Genomic DNA, 16,090 nt, shown 5'->3' on the forward strand with positions numbered 1-16,090 from the left:
CGGCTCGTGACCGCCGCTCACAGCATAGTCAGTCCGACTTCGCAGGCTCAGTCGGCGCTGGGGTCGCGTGGTCGCTGGCGCGACCACTCTGAGCTCCACCGCGCAGCCTAGAATTGGGAGGACATGACGTTCATCCTTGACCCCGCCGCCGCCAGCGAATCGAACCCCCTCTTCGACGGGCTCAACCCGCAGCAGCTCGAGGCCGTGAAGTACCGCGGCCAGTCGCTGCTCATCGTCGCGGGCGCCGGCTCGGGAAAGACGAGCGTGCTCACCCGTCGTGTCGCCGGTCTGCTGCAGAGCCGGGAGGCATGGCCGAGCCAGATTCTCGCCATCACCTTCACCAACAAGGCGGCCTCCGAGATGCGGGAGCGGGTCGAGGCGATCGTCGGGGAAGCGGCACGTGGCATGTGGATCTCGACCTTCCACTCCGCCTGCGTGCGCATCCTCCGCCGCGAGGCCGAGCACTTCGGCTTCACCAGGAACTTCACCATCTACGACTCCGCAGACTCGCGTGCCCTGATCAAGCGGATCATCAAGGAACTGGATGCCGATGCGTACGGGTTCACCGTCTCATCCGTGACGGCCAAGATCTCCAAGCTGAAGAACGAGCTGCAGGATGTCGAGACGTACGCACGCAACGCGAACTTCAACGACCCGGCCGAGCGTGTGTTCGCCGAGATCTTCCGCACCTACACTCGCGATCTTGCCCGCGCGAACGCCTTCGACTTCGACGACCTGATCGGGCAGACCGTCTACCTGTTCCGTGCCTTCCCGCAGGTGGCGTCGATCTACCAGCGCCGGTTCCGGCACATCCTGGTCGACGAGTACCAGGACACCAACCACGCGCAGTACTCGCTCATCCGCGAGCTGACCCGCCCGCCGGCACCCGGCGTGCTCGGACCCGGCGACACCAACGTTCTCATCCACGACGACCGTGGCGACCACGGCGCCATCGAGGGCGCTTCGTTGACCGTGGTCGGCGACTCCGACCAGTCGATCTACGCGTTCCGCGGCGCCGACATCCGCAACATCGTCGAGTTCGAACGCGACTTCCCCAACTCGAAAGTCATCCTGCTCGAGCAGAACTACCGCTCAACCCAGAACATCCTCAGCGCTGCGAACTCGGTCATCGCCAACAACTTCGACCGCAAGGACAAGAAGTTGTTCACCACGATCGGTGACGGCGAGAAGATCGTCGGCTTCACCGGGTACAGCCAGCACGATGAGGCCCAGTTCATAGCGGATGAGATCAGCACCCTCCACGAGGCCGGCCTCGACTACAAAGACATCGCCGTCTTCTACCGCACCAACGCCCAGACGCGTGCGCTGGAGGAGATCTTCATCCGCTCCGCCATCCCCTACCGGGTGCTGGGCGGCACCAAGTTCTACGAGCGCGCCGAGATCAAGGACGTGATGGCGTACCTGACTGCTGTCGCCAACCCGGCAGACCCGATGGCGCTGCGCCGCATCATGAACGTGCCCAAGCGCGGTATCGGCCCGGCCACGGAGGCCGCCCTGCAGAACCACGCAGACCACCGCGAGCAGACACTTCGTGACTCGTTGAGGCAGGCGGATGAACTGGGGCTCGGCCCGAAGGTGACCAAGGCGATCCTCGACCTGGCCGAGATCCTGGATGATGTCGGCAAATCCGTTGAGACGGCGAAGGTTGCAGACATCCTGATCGCCATCCTGAAGCGCACCAAGTACGTGGAGGCGCTGCGGGCCAGCCGCGACCCGCAGGATGAGGCCCGCGCCGAGAACGTCGAGGAACTGGTCGCGCAGACCAAGGAGTTCAACACCCGCAGCCCTGAGGGCACGCTGCTCGACTTCCTCACCGAGGTCACGCTGGTCGCGGCGGCGGATGAACTGGACGACTCGAGCGGAACCGTCTCGTTGATGACTCTCCACACCGCGAAGGGGCTGGAGTACGAGGCCGTCTTCCTCACCGGAATAGAGGAGGGGCTCCTTCCGCACCAGATGTCAGCGGGCGAGCCGGGCGGTCCGGCCGAGGAACGGCGGCTGTTCTACGTCGGCATCACCCGCGCTCGCCGGAGGCTGTATCTCTCACTCGCAATGACCCGCGCACAGTTCGGTGACGTCAACGTGGCCATGCCCAGCCGGTACCTGCAGGAGATCCCGCCGGAGCTGATCGACTGGCGGCAGTCTCCCGGCATGGCGAACAGCCGCGGCGGCACACAGCCCCGGGCGCTCAACGCCAGACGCGACTTGGGTACCGGCGGCGGATCGCGGCCGAGCTTTTCCAGCGGGGGCTCCGGCTACGGGTTCAGCGACCGCGGTCCGAGCGCGACCGCCCTGGCGCGAGCGGCGAGGAACGCCGACAAACCGAAGACGGAGTGGGCGAACAAGGTCACGGCGACCGTGCGCGACAACGGCGACCTGAAGCTGGCGGTCGGCGATCGCATCCGTCACGTCGACTTCGGTGACGGCCGGGTCAGCGCGGTGACCGACAACGGCCCCAAGTCGGTCGCCGAGGTGCAATTCGAGACGGCCGGACGCAAACGGCTCCTGGTGAAGATTTCTCCTATCGAGAAGCTATGACCCGCCCGCCGGTTCAGCTGCGCACCACGGTCGCGGGCGAGCTGGCCGACGCATTCGCGGCGTTGCGAGAGGAGCTTGGGCTCGTCGAGGAGTTCCCGGAACTGGCCGAGGCCGAGGCCCAACTCGCGGTGGCGGATGCCGGGCTTCCCGCCGCAGACCTCACCGCCATCCCGTTCATCACCATCGATCCGGAGGGTGCAACCGACCTGGACCAGGCCATGCACCTGCAGCGCCTCTACAACCCAGACGACAGCGCGGGCTATCTGGTGCGATACGCGATTGCCGATCTTCCCGCCTACGTGCGAGCCGACGGGGCGATCGACGCGGAGTCCCGTCGACGCGGTCAGACCATGTACGCACCCGACAGGCGCGTGCCGCTGCACCCGCGCGTGATCAGCGAGGGCGCCGCCTCCCTGCTGCCAGGCGGTTTGCGTGGCGCCTACGTCTGGGAGTTCCGGCTGGACGTCGATGCCCGGGTCGTGTCGGTCAGTCTGACGCGAGCCCGAGTCCGCAGTGTGCGCCAGGCGACCTACGAAGAGGTTCAGGCCGAGATCGAGGCGGGGACGGCATCCGAGCTGCTGATGCTGCTCAAGGAGTTCGGCCTGAAGCGCATCGAGCTGGAGCGTGAGCGCGGCGGTGCCAGCCTCAACCGGCCAAGCCAGGAGGTCAGGCAGCGCGACGGCCACTATCTCCTGGAACGCCGAAGCGGCCTGCCGGTAGAGGACTGGAACGCCCAGCTGTCCCTGATGACCGGCATGGCGGCAGCCCAGCTCATGGTTGGTGGGGGCCTCGGCATCCTCCGCACCATGCCGGCCCCGGACGCCGAAACCATCGCCGCCTATCGGCGGCAGACTGAGGCCCTCGGGTGTCCGTGGCCAGAGTCGATGCAGTACGGGGAGTACCTGAAAACCCTCGACCCGAAGGAGCCGAACCAGTTGTCGGCGATCTACGCCGCATCCAAACTGTTCCGCGGGGCGGGGTACACGGTCGTCGCCGACGATGCCGCCGAGGTGCCAATCCAGTCGGCACTCGGTGCTCCATACACGCACGTCACTGCGCCGCTCCGCAGGCTGGTCGACCGCTTCGCGCTGGTCGTGTGCGAAGCGCTCGCGAACAACGCCCCTGTGCCTGACTGGGTCACGGATGCGCTGCCCACCCTGCCGGCGATCATGGCAGCGTCCGGGTCGGTCGCGTCGCGACTCGAGAACGGTTCGGTCGCCGCGGTGGAGGCGGCCGTGCTGAGCCAGCACGTCGGCCGGGAGTTCGACGCCACCGTGATCTCCGCCGGGGAGGATGGCGGGGTCATCCAGTTGGAGAACCCAGCCGTTTCAGCACGCTGCACCGGCCGATTCCAGCCGGGTGAGCGCATCCGCGCCCAGCTGGTCGAGGCGGATATCCCCAGCGGCACCGTGAGCTTTGCCAGAGTGGCCCCATGACGGAAACTTCGAACGGGCCACGCAGCCAGCAGTTGCTGCTCACCATCTTCGGCCTGTACGCGCGCGAGGCCGGCGACGCCCTGCCGGTGGCCGCCATTGTGCGGATGCTCGGGGAGCTCGGCATCGACCAGACCGGGGTGCGTTCGTCGGTGTCCAGGCTGAAGAGTCGCGGCGTGCTGGAGAGCCGGCAGCAGGACGGCGTTGCCCGCTATGCGATTTCGGCGCAGAGCCTGCAGATCTTCGCGGACGGCGACGCCCGCATCTACCACCCGACGCGAGCCCGACTGGACGACCCGTGGCTGCTCGCCATCTTCTCCGTGCCGGAGTCCGAGCGGGCCAGGCGGCACATCCTGCGCACCGAGTTGGTGCGTCTCGGCTTCGGCTCCGTTACCTCGGGTGTGTGGATCGCTCCCGGCAGGGTGCGCGAGCAGGCCGAGCACAGCCTTCACCGCCTGGGGCTCCGCGGCTACGTGACCTTCTTCAGCTCGACCTATACCGAGCCCGGCGAGCTTCGCCAGAAGGTGGCCGAATGGTGGGACCTCGACTCGCTGGGGAAGCTTTACGCCGACTTCATCGCGCAGCACGACGACATGCTGTCCGAGTGGTCGCGAGACCTGGAGGCCATGACTGTGGTGACGGATGACCGCCGGCGGGAGGCGTTCGCGCAGTACATCCCGATGTTCACCCGCTGGCGGCACTTCCCGTTCCTCGATCCGGGCATCCCGCTCGAATTGCTGCCCGACTGCTGGAATGGCCAGGTCGCGGAGCAGTTGTTCGCCCGGTTGCACGCACTGATCGGCCCGCTGGCGCACGACCACGCCACTGCGCTCGTCAACAGCGTCAGTCGCTGATCTCCGCGATCGCGGAGATCTCGATCAGGGCCTCCTTCTGCCAGAGCCGGGTCACGCCGACGCCGGTCATTGCCGGGTACTCCGTGCCTGCCATTTCTCGCCAGAGCCGGCCGATCTCCCGCCCGTTCTTCTGGTAGTCGTCGACATCGGTCAGGTAGATAGTCACCGACACCAGGTCCGACGGCTTGCCGCCGGCCTCAGTGAGGGTGTCGAGCACGTTCTGGAACGAGCGCTTGAACTGTTCGACGACACCGCCGGGGACGATCTTCCCCTCGGCGTCCATGGCGGTCTGCCCGCCCAGGTGCACGGTGCGGGCGACCTTGACTCCGTGCGCGAATCCGATCGGTACAGCCAAGTGCGGTGGGTTGACGATCTGGCGGGTCATCTTTCTCCTTCAGTTGGGGCAGGAATGTGGTTCTGGATGCGGTGCACGGCGTCGCGCAGCAAGGCAAGCAGGTGTTCTTCCCTGGTTGACAGGCCGTGCGTGCGCTCGGGGTTGAAGCGGAAGTCCGGGCCACTGAGGGTCAGGGCGAGCGTTAGCTGGCGGTCGGGGTCGGTCAAGGGGACGGCCAGCGCCGCTACCCCGAGTTCGGATTCGGCGAGGTTGTGGCCGTAGCCGCGCTCGCGCACGATGCGCAACTCCTCACGCAGTGCATCCAGGCTGGTGATGCTCTCCGGTGTCTCCTGGGTGAGGGTTCCCGGCGGGTAGAGGCTGGTGAGCTGGTCATCGGGGAGGTGCGCGAGCAGCACTTTGCCCGCCGCCGTGGTGTGCGCCGGCAGTACCGTGCCGACCCGGCTGGTGACCCGCATGATGTTCGGCGACTCGTAGGCCGCGAGGAATCTCGTGTCGGTTCCAGCGAGCGCAGCGAGGTGCACCGTCTCACCGGTGGCGTCCCTCAGGGCGATCATGTGGGGTGTGCTCGACTCGATCACGCGGTCGACGACGGATGCGTGCCGCGTTGCCTCCATGCGTGGCCCCAGCTCATACCGGCGGCCGCGCACGCTCTGCCGGGCGAACCCGGCCTCCTGCAGGGTGGCCAGGATGCGATGCGTTGTGGACGACCCGATGCCCAGTCTGGTGGCGATCTCGGAGACGCCGAGTTGGTCGTGCCGCTGGAGCAGCTCGAGGATCCGGAGCGCCTGGCTCACGGACTTCAGCGTCTGCGTCACATCCGCCCCTCCGATAGTTCCCGCATGGCGGGATGATGAGCCAATGATTCCAGATAGCGGGAGAAAGTGGTAACTTGCGAGCATAGTCACCGAGGGAAGGACACTGCCATGAGCGATGCCGCGGCAACCAGAGTTGTGCCGGTCGTGACCAAGGCCGGCCAGGAATACGAGGACACCGGGCAGTCCGGCGGTGCCCACCGTGTCTCCGGCGTGAGCATCCAGCACACGCCGGCCACCCGCATCTGGTTCGGCAAAGTCAGCAACGAGCCGGGCTTCCGTTCGCTACCGCACCACCACGGCGAGGCCGAGACCGGCGGTTACGTGCTCACTGGCACGGCCCGCATCTACTTCGGGGAGAACTACTCAGAATGGCTGGACATGACAGAGGGTGACTGGGTGTTCGTCCCGCCGTTCATGCCGCACGTCGAGGCGAACATGAGCACGACGGAGGAGCTCGTCTGGCTGACCACCCGCACCCCTGAGAACATCGTGGTCAACCTGCCCGAAGTCGACGATGCGACCCTCGAGGGGTACCGGCGGGCATGACTGCGACCTCGCAGACCTTCCTTGCCGCGGTTGAACTCACGCCGGCGACTCCCGAGCACTTCGATGAGGCCTACACGGCGGTCACCCAATACGTCCCGTGGCCGAAAGCGTACGGCGGAGACCTGGTGGCCCAGGCGACGGCTGCCGCCATCCGTTCGGTCGCAGACGGCAAGACGATGAACTCGATGCACAGCTATTTCATGCGGCCCGCGAACATCGGCGAGCCCGTGCGCTACGAGGTGGAGCGGCTTCGGGATGGCCGGGGTTATTCGACCCGGCAGGTGAGGGGCTACCAGGATGGCAAGGTCATCTTCGTCACCTTGGCCTCGTTCCACGCTGAGGAGGCTGGCGAACAATACGCCATTCCGGCGCCGGATGGTCTGCCGCAACCCGACAGCCTTCCTTCCTCGGCGCAGGTGCTGGCAGGCGTTGACGGGGCAGCGGCGGAGTACTGGTCGTCCGGCCGCAGCTTCGACATGCGGCACGTTCCCGGCCCGCTGTACTTCGAGGTCGACGGCGAGTCCGTGCCCCACCAGGTCGTCTGGGTGAAGGCGTTCGACAAGCTTCCGGATGACCCCGGTCTCCACCAGATCGCCCTCGCCTACGTCTGCGACTACACCATCCTGGAACCGCTGCTGCGGGTGCAGTCGGTGGCGTGGGCGGATGCCGGACTCGTTACGGCGAGCCTCGACCACTCGATCTGGTTCCATCGCGACGGGCGGATGGACGAGTGGGTGCTGTATGCCCAGGAGGCGGTGTCAGCCCAGCGCAGTCGGGGGCTGGCGACGGGCAGGTTCTATGCGCAGGATGGCACGCTGCTGGCGACGGTCGCTCAGGAGGGCATGATCCGCACCGGGGCCTGAGTTCGGTGCGACTCGCCGGTTCGAGTGTCCTGCAGGTGCGGCGATGATGCGCTGGCCGATGGCCGCGGCGGGCTCCAAGACTTGCCAGTCATATGGTCAAGGCACTGGGAGGAGCCTGGTGAATCCATTCCGCGCGGCCGCCCTTGCGCGTAGCATTCAATGCATCGCGAAACCGTGACCGGCTCGCTATCTGTGCCCGCGCGGAGCAACCATAGGAGTGCACCATGCGTGCAACCAGCGAGCGCAACAGCAGTCCCGCGTCGGAGACGACGGCGGCCGGGAATACCAATCGGGCAGCATTGCGTGCAGGTGGGATAGCGGTTATCGTCGCCGGGCTCGCAGGCATCGCGATGTTTGCACTTGAGCTAATGGGGCCCGTTCTCGGTTTCGATGACACCGACAACCCCGCAGTGAGCCTCGATTATCTGCGCCAGTATCCGCAGTTTTACGCTTTGGCTGCGGTCGCAGAATTCATCATGGCACTCGCTTACATCGTGGCGAGTTTCGCTATCTCAGATGTGCTTGCGCCACGCACAAGCAGTATCACTCGCCGAAGCTTGAGCGCGCTCGGACTTTTTGCGGCTGCGTTCTTGTTCATGCACGGAGTCTTGCGCGAGTCGGTGGGGCCGTTGCTCCACATCGACGGGATGAACAGCGGATGGGGCGAGTCCGCCTACCTCACCATTCAGATGGTGGGAACCCATGGTTTCCTCGGTGCGGGCCTCATTGCGCTCGGTGTCTGGTCCGTGGGTATCTGTGTGGCCGGGGCTCACTCCCGCTCCCTTCCGATCTGGTTATGTGTCCTGGGATTAGTCGCCGGCCTCCGTCTCGTGATGCTCATGGCTGGGCCATTAATGACGGCAGCAGCGATCGACCTGCCCGGGTTTATCTGGCTTGCCTCCATGGCACTGATCCCGCTGGGAATGCTGTGGTGGCTTGCACTCGGCGTCGTGCTGCTGGTCAAATCCCGTCCCGGCCGCGAGCGGAGACCTGTCTAGGACCAGGCCAGGGACAGCCCGTTTGGGTGCCGTGCCGGTCGATGCGGGTTCCTTGGGTTCTTGCTCCTATCGCGGACGGAGAGCTTGTCCGTGATGCTCAGACCGTCAGCTGTATCGCCGCAAGTCGATTCCCACCACACTGCTCGGTCCCGTCGATGCGCTCCCAGTTGGCCGCTGTGACTCCCTCTGCAACCACGACCCCGTCTCCGTCAGCGAGCCGGTAGCCAAGCACAGGTTGACCGTCCAGCAAGGTGGCAGACCAACCGATTGCGCTGTCGCCCGTCAGTCCGAAGACGCCGGTGGGTGCGGGCGTTTCGGTCGAACCTATCTCGGTCGGCGACTCCACCGGGCCGGGCGTGCAATCTTGACCGTCGCACAACTCGAGGTGGAGGCCTGGGCGGGGTTCGGAGAGTTCGATTCGTGCCACGCTGCTGTAGCCGATCGCCGTGCACGCGAGGAACGGCGGAGCGCACCCGGTGAGTAATACGAGCGATACCGCCGTGAGTGGCACTACTTTCAATACCCGCATTTACTGAGGCTACGAGTCATCGAGTCCGGAGCTTGACGATTGTTGTAGTTCCGAAACACTCCAGATGGCCAGAGATCCACCCACAACCTCGGTCCCCATCTCGTGTGGGAGTAGCCTTCCCGCCGAGGGATCCTGGTCAGTTCTGTTGCCAGGGATCGATGATCTCGACTCCAGTGCCTGCAAAGTCTTTGACATTGCGCGTGGCCAGCACCGCCTCGTGGGTGCGGCAGATGGCAGCAATCTGGGCGTCGAATCCATCGATCGGCGAGCCAGCACGGTCACGTGCGCTGACGACAGCGGCGTATTGAACCGCCGCGGTCCGATCGAAGGGGAGGCCGTACTCGTCAAATGCGGCGAAGATCTCATCTGCCGTGGACGCGAGCAACTCTTTGCGGCGACCCGCGTTCAGCCTGTCGATGCCGTAGCGAATTTCGGCCAGTGTGACGGAGGTCGTGTGCAACTCACGCTGGCTGTGCGTGCGCACCCAGTTCACGACGGTCGCATCCCTTTGTGACACGACAAGTGGAACCCCGATGCCGCCTTGTGGGGAAAGTAGCGCTGAAAGATTGCCAAAGTGGGCATTCTCAATACACTTGTCTCTGTGTAGCTTTCGTTACGGCCGTCACATTTCGACAATGACGTCGATGGGGCCGCACTGACAAATCCGCAGGGAGCAGCAATGAAGCTCAGCCCATCCGCGCACGTCGACACCTTCACCCGGGACAACCTGCCCCCGGCCGACCAGTGGCCGACGCTCGAGTTCACCATCCCGGACGTGCAGTACCCCGACCGGCTGAACGCCGCCACCGCGCTGATCGACGACCAGGTGGCGCAGCGCGGAAGCGACGCTCCCTGCCTGCGGACGCCGGCCGGTGAACTCTGGACTTACGGTGAGCTGCTGAAGCGGGCCAACCAGGTTGCGCAGGTGCTGGTGGAAGACCTGGGAATGGTTCCCGGAAACCGGGTGCTGCTGCGAGGTCCCAACAATCCGTGGATCGCGGCCTGCTGGCTGGGGGTGCTGAAGGCCGGCGGTGTGGTTCTCACCACCATGCACGCCCTTCGCGCCAGGGAGATCGCCCCACTGATCGAAGAGCTGAGCCCCGTCGTCGGGCTCGCCGACCATCGTTTTCTCGCCGACCTCGACGAGGCATCCGCCGGTCGTATGACCGTGCTCTCCTACGGCGGTGACGGAGCGGGTGACCTGATCGCCCGCTGCGCGTCGAAGTCCGGGGTCTTCACCAACGTCGAGACGGCGGCGGATGACGTCGCCCTGCTCGGGCCGACCTCGGGCACCACCGGCATGCCGAAGATCACCATGCACGTCCACCGCGACATCCTGGCCATCGCCGACACCTTCTCCAGGCACGTGCTTCAGCCCCGGCCGGACGACCTGTTCGCCGGAACACCGCCACTGGCGTTCACGTTCGGACTCGGCGGGCTGCTGGTGTTCCCGCTGCGCGCCGGAGCATCCACCCTGCTGATCGAGAAAGCGACCCCCGATGAGCTGGCCCGGCTTTGTGCCGGCCACCACGTCACCATGCTGTTCACTGCTCCGACCGCCTACCGGGCGATCCTGAAGAACGGGCATGCCGAACTGCTGAAGAGCCTGCGGGTCGGGGTGTCGGCCGGTGAGAACCTGCCGGCGGCGGTGTGGGAGGAGGTGCATGAGAAGACCGGGCTGAAGCTGGTCGACGGTATCGGTTCGACCGAGATGCTGCACGTGTTCATCTCGTCGCACGGCGACGCCATCCGCCCCGGGTCTACGGGCGTGGCCGTTCCCGGTTACCGCGCGGCCATCCTCGACGACGACGGCAACGAGGTCGGACCGGATGTTCTCGGTCGCCTGGCGGTTATCGGGCCGACCGGATGCCGCTACTTCCGTGGCATCCGCCAGGACAACTATGTTGCGCACGGCTGGAACCTGACCGGCGACACCTTCCACCGCGATGCCGACGGCTACTTCTGGTATGAGGCGCGGTCGGACAGCATGATCGTCACCTCCGGCTACAACGTGGGCGCGCCGAGCGTGGAGGGCGCCATCGACCTGCACGACGACGTCGTCGAGAGCGCGGTCGTCGGCAAGCCGGACAAGGAACGCGGCAACATCATTGCCGCGTATGTAGTGCTGAAGGAGGGCGTCGTCGGCGACGACGCGAAGCGCAAGGAACTGCAGGACTTCGTGAAGCAGACCATCGCGCCGTACAAGTACCCGCGGGAGGTCACCTTCGTCGACTCGCTGCCGCGCAACCCGAGCGGCAAGCTGCAGCGGTTCCGCCTGCTCGAACAGCCCAGCGGCCAGTCCGCAGCTGTGAGCGGCTCCTGATGCGCATCGCCGTCGTCGGTGGCGGCCCGGGCGGCCTGTACTTCGCTGCGCTGATGAAGCAACTGCACTCCGGCCACGAGGTGACCGTCTGGGAGCGCAACGCTGCCGACGACACCTTCGGGTTCGGCGTGGTGTTCAGCGACGAGACGCTGGGCGGCATCGAGAACGCGGACACCGTGATCGCCTCCCGGATGGCGTCGCAATTCGCCCGATGGAACGACATCGACGTGCACTACGGCGGTGAGGTGCTCACGGTCGGCGGGCAAGGGTTCGCCGCGATGAGCCGCAAAGAGTTGCTGCGCCTGCTGCAGCGGCGCTGCATCGACCTCGGCGTCGACGTGCGCTTCTCGACGATGGCGCCGGAGGTCGATGAGCTCAGCCGCGACTACGACCTGGTGCTGGCGGCAGACGGGGTGAACTCCGCCATTCGCAACCGGTACGCCGACAGCTTCGGCCCGCACCTCGAGCAGCGGGCCTCCAAGTTCATGTGGCTCGGCACCGACCGGGTGTTCGAGGCGTTCACGTTCGTGATCAAGGACACCCCGCACGGCGTGATGCAGATCCACGGGTACCCGTACTCCGACCAGGGCAGCACCTTCATCGTCGAGATGCATCCGGATGTCTGGGCGCGTGCAGGCTTCGACCAGACAGCAGACATGACGTTCCCGCCCGGCGCCAGCGACGAGTCGGCGATCGCCAGGATCAAGGAGATCTTCCAGGACGAGCTCGGCGGTTACCAGGTGCTGGCGAACAACTCGAAGTGGCTGAACTTCACCACCGTGAAGAACGGCTCCTGGCGTCACGACAACGTCGTGCTGCTCGGCGACGCCGCCCACACCGCCCACTTCTCGATCGGCTCCGGAACCAAGCTGGCCATGGAGGATGCCCTCGCGCTCGCGGCCTGCCTGCACGAACATCCGTCGCTGGATGAAGCCGTCGAAGCCTACGAAACCGAGCGCCGCCCCGTCGTCGCCTCAACCCAGCGCGCCGCGCAGGCGAGCCTGGAATGGTTCGAGAACCTCGGGCAGTACACGCACCAGCACCCGATCCAGTTCACCTTCAACCTGCTCACCCGCAGCCGGCGCATCACCTACGACAACCTGAAACTGCGCGACCCGGACTTCACCGAACACCTGGACGCCTTCTTCGCCGAGCAGCAGGGGAGTGCGGATGTCGTGCCCGCCATGTTCCAGCCGTACAACCTGGGCGGGCTGCAGCTGAAGAACCGGGTCGTGGTCTCCTCGATGGACATGTATTCGGCGACCGATGGGATGCCGAACGACTTTCACCTGGTGCACCTGGGGTCGAAGGCGCTGGGCGGCGCCGGCCTGGTGATGACCGAGATGGTGTGCACTTCGCCCGAGGCCAGGATCACCCTGGGCTGCACCGGCCTGTACACCCATGCGCAGGCGGAGAAGTGGCGTCAGGTCGTCGACTTCGTGCACGAGCGGTCGACGGCGAAGATCGGCGTGCAGCTCGGGCACTCCGGTCGCAAGGGGTCGACCAAGCTGATGTGGGAGGGCCTCGACGTGCCGCTGCCGGCCGGCGGCTGGGAGGCGGTCGGGCCATCCGCGATCCCCTACGGACCGGACAACCAGGTGCCGCGCGAGCTCACCATGCGCGAGCTCGACCAGATTCGCGATGACTTCGTAAGTGCGGCCGTCCGGGCATCCGACGCCGGCTTCGACCTGCTCGAACTCCACGCCGCCCACGGCTACCTGCTGTCGTCGTTCCTGTCGCCGGTGTCGAACCGGCGAACGGATGCCTACGGCGGGTCTCTCGAGAACCGGCTCCGCTTCCCGCTCGAAGTGTTCGACGCCGTGCGCGAGGTGTGGCCGGCCGACAAGCCGATGTCGGTGCGTATCTCCGCCACCGACTGGGTCGACGGCGGGCTGACCGACGATGACGCCTGCGCGATCGCCGAGGCATTTATCCTGCACGGCGCCGCGGCGGTGGACGTCTCCACCGGGCAGGTCACCAAGGAAGAGAAGCCGGCGTTCGGGCGCAGCTACCAGACGCCGTACGCCGACCGCATCCGCAACGAGGTGGCGGTGAGGCACGGCGCGGCGGTCATCGCGGTGGGGGCGATCTCCTCGTACGACGACATGAACGCCATCCTGCTCGCCGGTCGGGCCGACCTCTGCGCGCTCGGCCGCTCGCACCTCTACGACCCGCAGTGGACGCTGCACGCCGCAGCCGAGCAAGACTATGTTGGCCCGGCGGCCGACTGGCCGGTGCAGTTCCAGCCCGGTCGCCGCAAGCCACCGACGTCACGCACCGAGGCCGTGCGGCCGCGCCTCGAGCTGGTGCGGCACGAAGCGGAGGACGGCGTGCAGCACCTGCGCTGGAAGCCCGCCGCCGCGCTCGCGCCGTCCGCTGGGAGCCGCTGACAGCATCCGCTGAACCGTCAGTTGCGGACCCGCCCGCATGCGGTGCGTGTACGAGCCTGTCCGCAACTGACGGGTGAGGTTCGGACCGCCGTCAGGGCAAGAACCGTAGATCTTTCGCGGGCCCCGAGCCGCTCACGGGGGGAAGCCCCGGAAGTGAGCGGGTAGAGTTTAACGTTGGCAGGCGCCTTTTAACGGTCGATTCACATCGGCACCAGTGCCGGTCGCCCTCTCTCACACACCCATTACGCGCGGATTGGAATGAGCAGCGTGGATCTATTTGAGTACCAGGCCAGGGACCTTTTTGAGTCCTACGGAGTGCCAGTACTTGCCGGCCTGATTGCCGACACCCCAGAAGAAGCCAAGGCTGCCGCCGAGAAAATCGGTGGCACCGTTGTCGTTAAGGCCCAGGTCAAGACCGGTGGTCGCGGCAAGGCCGGCGGCGTCAAGGTCGTGCACAATGCCGACGACGCCTACACCGCAGCCGAGCAGATCCTCGGCCTCGACATCAAGGGTCATGTCGTCAAACGCGTCATGATCGCCCAGGGCGCACGCATCGACAAGGAGTTCTACTTCTCGGTGCTCCTCGACCGCGCCAACCGCTCCTACCTGTCGCTGTGCAGCGTCGAGGGCGGCATGGAGATCGAAGAACTCGCGGTGGAGCGCCCAGAGGCCCTCGCCAAGATCGAGGTCAACCCCCGCCACGGACTCGACCTGGCCAAGGCAGAGGAGATCGCCCGCGCCGGCGGCTTCCCCGAAGAGCTGGTCTCCAAGGTGGCCCCCGTCTTCGTGAAGTTGTACGAGGTCTACAAGGGTGAGGACGCGACGCTCGTCGAGGTCAACCCACTCGTGCTGACCGAAGACGGCGAGATCATCGCCCTCGACGGCAAGGTCTCGCTCGACGAGAACGCCAGCTTCCGCCACCCGAAGCACGCCAAGTTCGAGGATGCGTCCGCCGCCGACCCGCTCGAGGCGAAGGCCAAGGAGAACGACCTCAACTACGTCAAGCTCGACGGTGAAGTCGGTGTCATCGGAAACGGTGCCGGCCTGGTCATGTCGACCCTGGACGTCGTCGCCTACGCCGGCGAGGACTTCGGCGGCGTGAAGCCGGCCAACTTCCTCGACATCGGTGGCGGAGCATCCGCCGAGATCATGGCAGCGGGCCTCGACGTCATCCTCAACGACCCGCAGGTCAAGAGCGTCTTCGTCAACGTCTTCGGTGGCATCACCGCGTGTGACGCCGTCGCCAAGGGCATCGTCGGCGCGCTGGCCGAACTGGGCAGCGCGGCGAACAAGCCGCTCGTCGTGCGCCTGGACGGCAACAAGGTCGAAGAGGGCCGCCGCATCCTCGCCGAGGCGAACCACCCGCTGGTCACCCTGGCAGCCACCATGGACGAGGGCGCCGCCAAGGCCGCCGAGCTCGCCAACGCCGCTCGCTAGAACGAATAGGGAACAATAAATGTCAATCTTCCTCAACAAGGACTCCAAGGTCATCGTTCAGGGCATCACCGGCGGCGAGGGCACCAAGCACACCGCGCTGATGCTGGCGGCCGGCACCCAGGTGGTCGGCGGGGTCAACGCCCGCAAGGCCGGAACCACCGTGCTGCACCGCGACAAGGATGGCGCCGATGTCGAGCTGCCCGTGTACGGAACCGTCGCCGAGGCCATGGAGAAGACGGGGGCGGATGTTTCGATCGCCTTCGTCCCGCCGGCTTTCACCAAGGACGCGGTCGTCGAGGCGATCGACGCCGAGATCCCGCTGCTGGTCATCATCACCGAGGGCGTCCCGGTCGGGGACTCCGCCGAGTTCTGGGCCTACGCCCAGGAGAAGGGCAACAAGACCCGCATCATCGGCCCGAACTGCCCCGGCATCATCACCCCAGGTGAGGCTCTCGTCGGAATCACCCCGGCGAACATCACCGGCAAGGGACCGATCGGCCTCGTGTCGAAGTCGGGCACCCTGACCTACCAGATGATGTACGAACTGCGTGACCTCGGCTTCTCGACCGCGATCGGCATCGGCGGCGACCCGATCATCGGCACCACCCACATCGACGCGCTGGCCGCGTTCGAGGCGGACCCCGAGACCAAGGCGATCGTCATGATCGGTGAGATCGGCGGCGACGCCGAAGAGCGCGCGGCCGACTTCATCAAGGCCAACGTGACCAAGCCGGTCGTCGGCTACGTCGCAGGCTTCACCGCTCCGGAGGGCAAGACCATGGGTCACGCCGGCGCCATCGTGTCCGGCTCGGCCGGCACCGCGCAGGCGAAGAAGGAGGCCCTCGAGGCCGCCGGAGTCAAGGTCGGCAAGACGCCGTCCGAGGCTGCCACCCTGATGCGCGAGATTCTCGCCTCCCTGTAAGCACCTCGTCTGGCGGCCCGACCCTTCGCGGGGTCGGGCCGTTCGTGGTTAACCTCTTCCCTCCGC

General features: G+C 66.1%; 13 protein-coding genes. 10 read left to right on the forward strand and 3 right to left on the reverse strand.

What is annotated here, in order from left to right:
- The first annotated feature begins 123 nt into the window (after window positions 1-123).
- From ACX3O0_RS14115 to ACX3O0_RS14125, 3 genes are read left to right on the forward strand one after another with little or no spacing between them, the layout of a single operon-like run.
- Window positions 124-2,559: an ATP-dependent helicase gene (locus ACX3O0_RS14115; RefSeq protein WP_459108130.1), complete on the forward strand. Its 2,436-nt coding sequence runs from the start codon at window positions 124-126 to the stop codon at window positions 2,557-2,559.
- Complete coding sequence (locus ACX3O0_RS14120) at window positions 2,556-3,995, forward strand: RNB domain-containing ribonuclease (RefSeq protein ID WP_459093005.1); 1,440 nt, start codon at window positions 2,556-2,558, stop codon at window positions 3,993-3,995. The genes ACX3O0_RS14115 and ACX3O0_RS14120 overlap by 4 nt, the downstream gene beginning before the upstream one ends.
- Entirely contained in the window at window positions 3,992-4,846 is an 855-nt protein-coding gene (locus ACX3O0_RS14125; protein ID WP_459108131.1) for a PaaX family transcriptional regulator, read from the forward strand. The genes ACX3O0_RS14120 and ACX3O0_RS14125 overlap by 4 nt, the downstream gene beginning before the upstream one ends.
- On the opposite strand, the gene ACX3O0_RS14130 is transcribed toward ACX3O0_RS14125, so the two are convergent.
- Together ACX3O0_RS14130 and ACX3O0_RS14135 are read right to left on the reverse strand one after the other, a co-directional pair.
- Window positions 4,836-5,231, reverse strand: coding sequence for a RidA family protein (locus ACX3O0_RS14130; RefSeq protein ID WP_459093007.1), 396 nt, complete (start codon window positions 5,229-5,231; stop codon window positions 4,836-4,838). The genes ACX3O0_RS14125 and ACX3O0_RS14130 overlap by 11 nt on opposite strands.
- Entirely contained in the window at window positions 5,228-6,016 is a 789-nt protein-coding gene (locus tag ACX3O0_RS14135) for an IclR family transcriptional regulator (protein ID WP_459108132.1), read from the reverse strand. Before ACX3O0_RS14135 ends, ACX3O0_RS14130 begins: the two co-directional genes overlap by 4 nt.
- A gap of 108 nt (window positions 6,017-6,124) precedes the next feature.
- Between ACX3O0_RS14135 and ACX3O0_RS14140 the strand changes: the two genes are divergently transcribed.
- From ACX3O0_RS14140 to ACX3O0_RS14150, 3 genes are all read left to right on the forward strand, one after another.
- On the forward strand, window positions 6,125-6,562 hold the full coding sequence (locus tag ACX3O0_RS14140; protein WP_459093009.1) for a cupin domain-containing protein: 438 nt from the start codon (window positions 6,125-6,127) through the stop codon (window positions 6,560-6,562).
- Window positions 6,559-7,425 (forward strand): acyl-CoA thioesterase, encoded by an 867-nt coding sequence (locus tag ACX3O0_RS14145; RefSeq protein WP_459108133.1) that lies wholly within the window; start codon window positions 6,559-6,561, stop codon window positions 7,423-7,425. The genes ACX3O0_RS14140 and ACX3O0_RS14145 overlap by 4 nt, the downstream gene beginning before the upstream one ends.
- Window positions 7,426-7,649: 224 nt before the next feature.
- Complete coding sequence (locus ACX3O0_RS14150; protein ID WP_459108134.1) at window positions 7,650-8,423, forward strand: DUF4386 family protein; 774 nt, start codon at window positions 7,650-7,652, stop codon at window positions 8,421-8,423.
- Window positions 8,424-9,088: 665 nt separating this feature from the next.
- Here ACX3O0_RS14150 and ACX3O0_RS14155 read toward each other — a convergent pair.
- Window positions 9,089-9,469, reverse strand: coding sequence for a PIN domain-containing protein (locus tag ACX3O0_RS14155; RefSeq protein ID WP_459108135.1), 381 nt, complete (start codon window positions 9,467-9,469; stop codon window positions 9,089-9,091).
- Window positions 9,470-9,631: 162 nt separating this feature from the next.
- Here ACX3O0_RS14155 and ACX3O0_RS14160 point away from each other — a divergent pair, with 162 nt between their 5' ends.
- The 4 genes from ACX3O0_RS14160 (at window position 9,632) to sucD (ending at window position 16,024) form a co-directional block, all read left to right on the forward strand.
- Window positions 9,632-11,275, forward strand: a complete 1,644-nt coding sequence (locus tag ACX3O0_RS14160) for an AMP-binding protein (RefSeq protein WP_459108136.1) — start codon at window positions 9,632-9,634, stop codon at window positions 11,273-11,275.
- Window positions 11,275-13,665, forward strand: coding sequence for a bifunctional salicylyl-CoA 5-hydroxylase/oxidoreductase (locus ACX3O0_RS14165; RefSeq protein ID WP_459108137.1), 2,391 nt, complete (start codon window positions 11,275-11,277; stop codon window positions 13,663-13,665). The genes ACX3O0_RS14160 and ACX3O0_RS14165 overlap by 1 nt, the downstream gene beginning before the upstream one ends.
- A gap of 267 nt (window positions 13,666-13,932) precedes the next feature.
- Window positions 13,933-15,102, forward strand: coding sequence for an ADP-forming succinate--CoA ligase subunit beta (sucC, locus tag ACX3O0_RS14170; RefSeq protein ID WP_459093013.1), 1,170 nt, complete (start codon window positions 13,933-13,935; stop codon window positions 15,100-15,102).
- A 19-nt stretch (window positions 15,103-15,121) separates the two neighbouring features.
- Complete coding sequence (gene sucD, locus ACX3O0_RS14175) at window positions 15,122-16,024, forward strand: succinate--CoA ligase subunit alpha (protein WP_459108138.1); 903 nt, start codon at window positions 15,122-15,124, stop codon at window positions 16,022-16,024.
- Window positions 16,025-16,090 lie beyond the last annotated feature (66 nt).

Source organism: Homoserinimonas sp. A447 (assembly GCF_054489325.1).

Bases quoted from the DNA above. Each gene is read 5' to 3' on its own strand.
- ACX3O0_RS14115 (WP_459108130.1), top strand. From the start codon at position 124: ATGACGTTCATCCTTGACCCCGCCGCCGCCAGCGAATCGAACCCCCTC.
- ACX3O0_RS14120 (WP_459093005.1), top strand. From the start codon at position 2,556: ATGACCCGCCCGCCGGTTCAGCTGCGCACCACGGTCGCGGGCGAGCTG.
- ACX3O0_RS14125 (WP_459108131.1), top strand. From the start codon at position 3,992: ATGACGGAAACTTCGAACGGGCCACGCAGCCAGCAGTTGCTGCTCACC.
- ACX3O0_RS14130 (WP_459093007.1), bottom strand. From the start codon at position 5,231: ATGACCCGCCAGATCGTCAACCCACCGCACTTGGCTGTACCGATCGGA.
- ACX3O0_RS14140 (WP_459093009.1), top strand. From the start codon at position 6,125: ATGAGCGATGCCGCGGCAACCAGAGTTGTGCCGGTCGTGACCAAGGCC.
- ACX3O0_RS14145 (WP_459108133.1), top strand. From the start codon at position 6,559: ATGACTGCGACCTCGCAGACCTTCCTTGCCGCGGTTGAACTCACGCCG.
- ACX3O0_RS14150 (WP_459108134.1), top strand. From the start codon at position 7,650: ATGCGTGCAACCAGCGAGCGCAACAGCAGTCCCGCGTCGGAGACGACG.
- ACX3O0_RS14160 (WP_459108136.1), top strand. From the start codon at position 9,632: ATGAAGCTCAGCCCATCCGCGCACGTCGACACCTTCACCCGGGACAAC.
- ACX3O0_RS14165 (WP_459108137.1), top strand. From the start codon at position 11,275: ATGCGCATCGCCGTCGTCGGTGGCGGCCCGGGCGGCCTGTACTTCGCT.
- sucD (WP_459108138.1), top strand. From the start codon at position 15,122: ATGTCAATCTTCCTCAACAAGGACTCCAAGGTCATCGTTCAGGGCATC.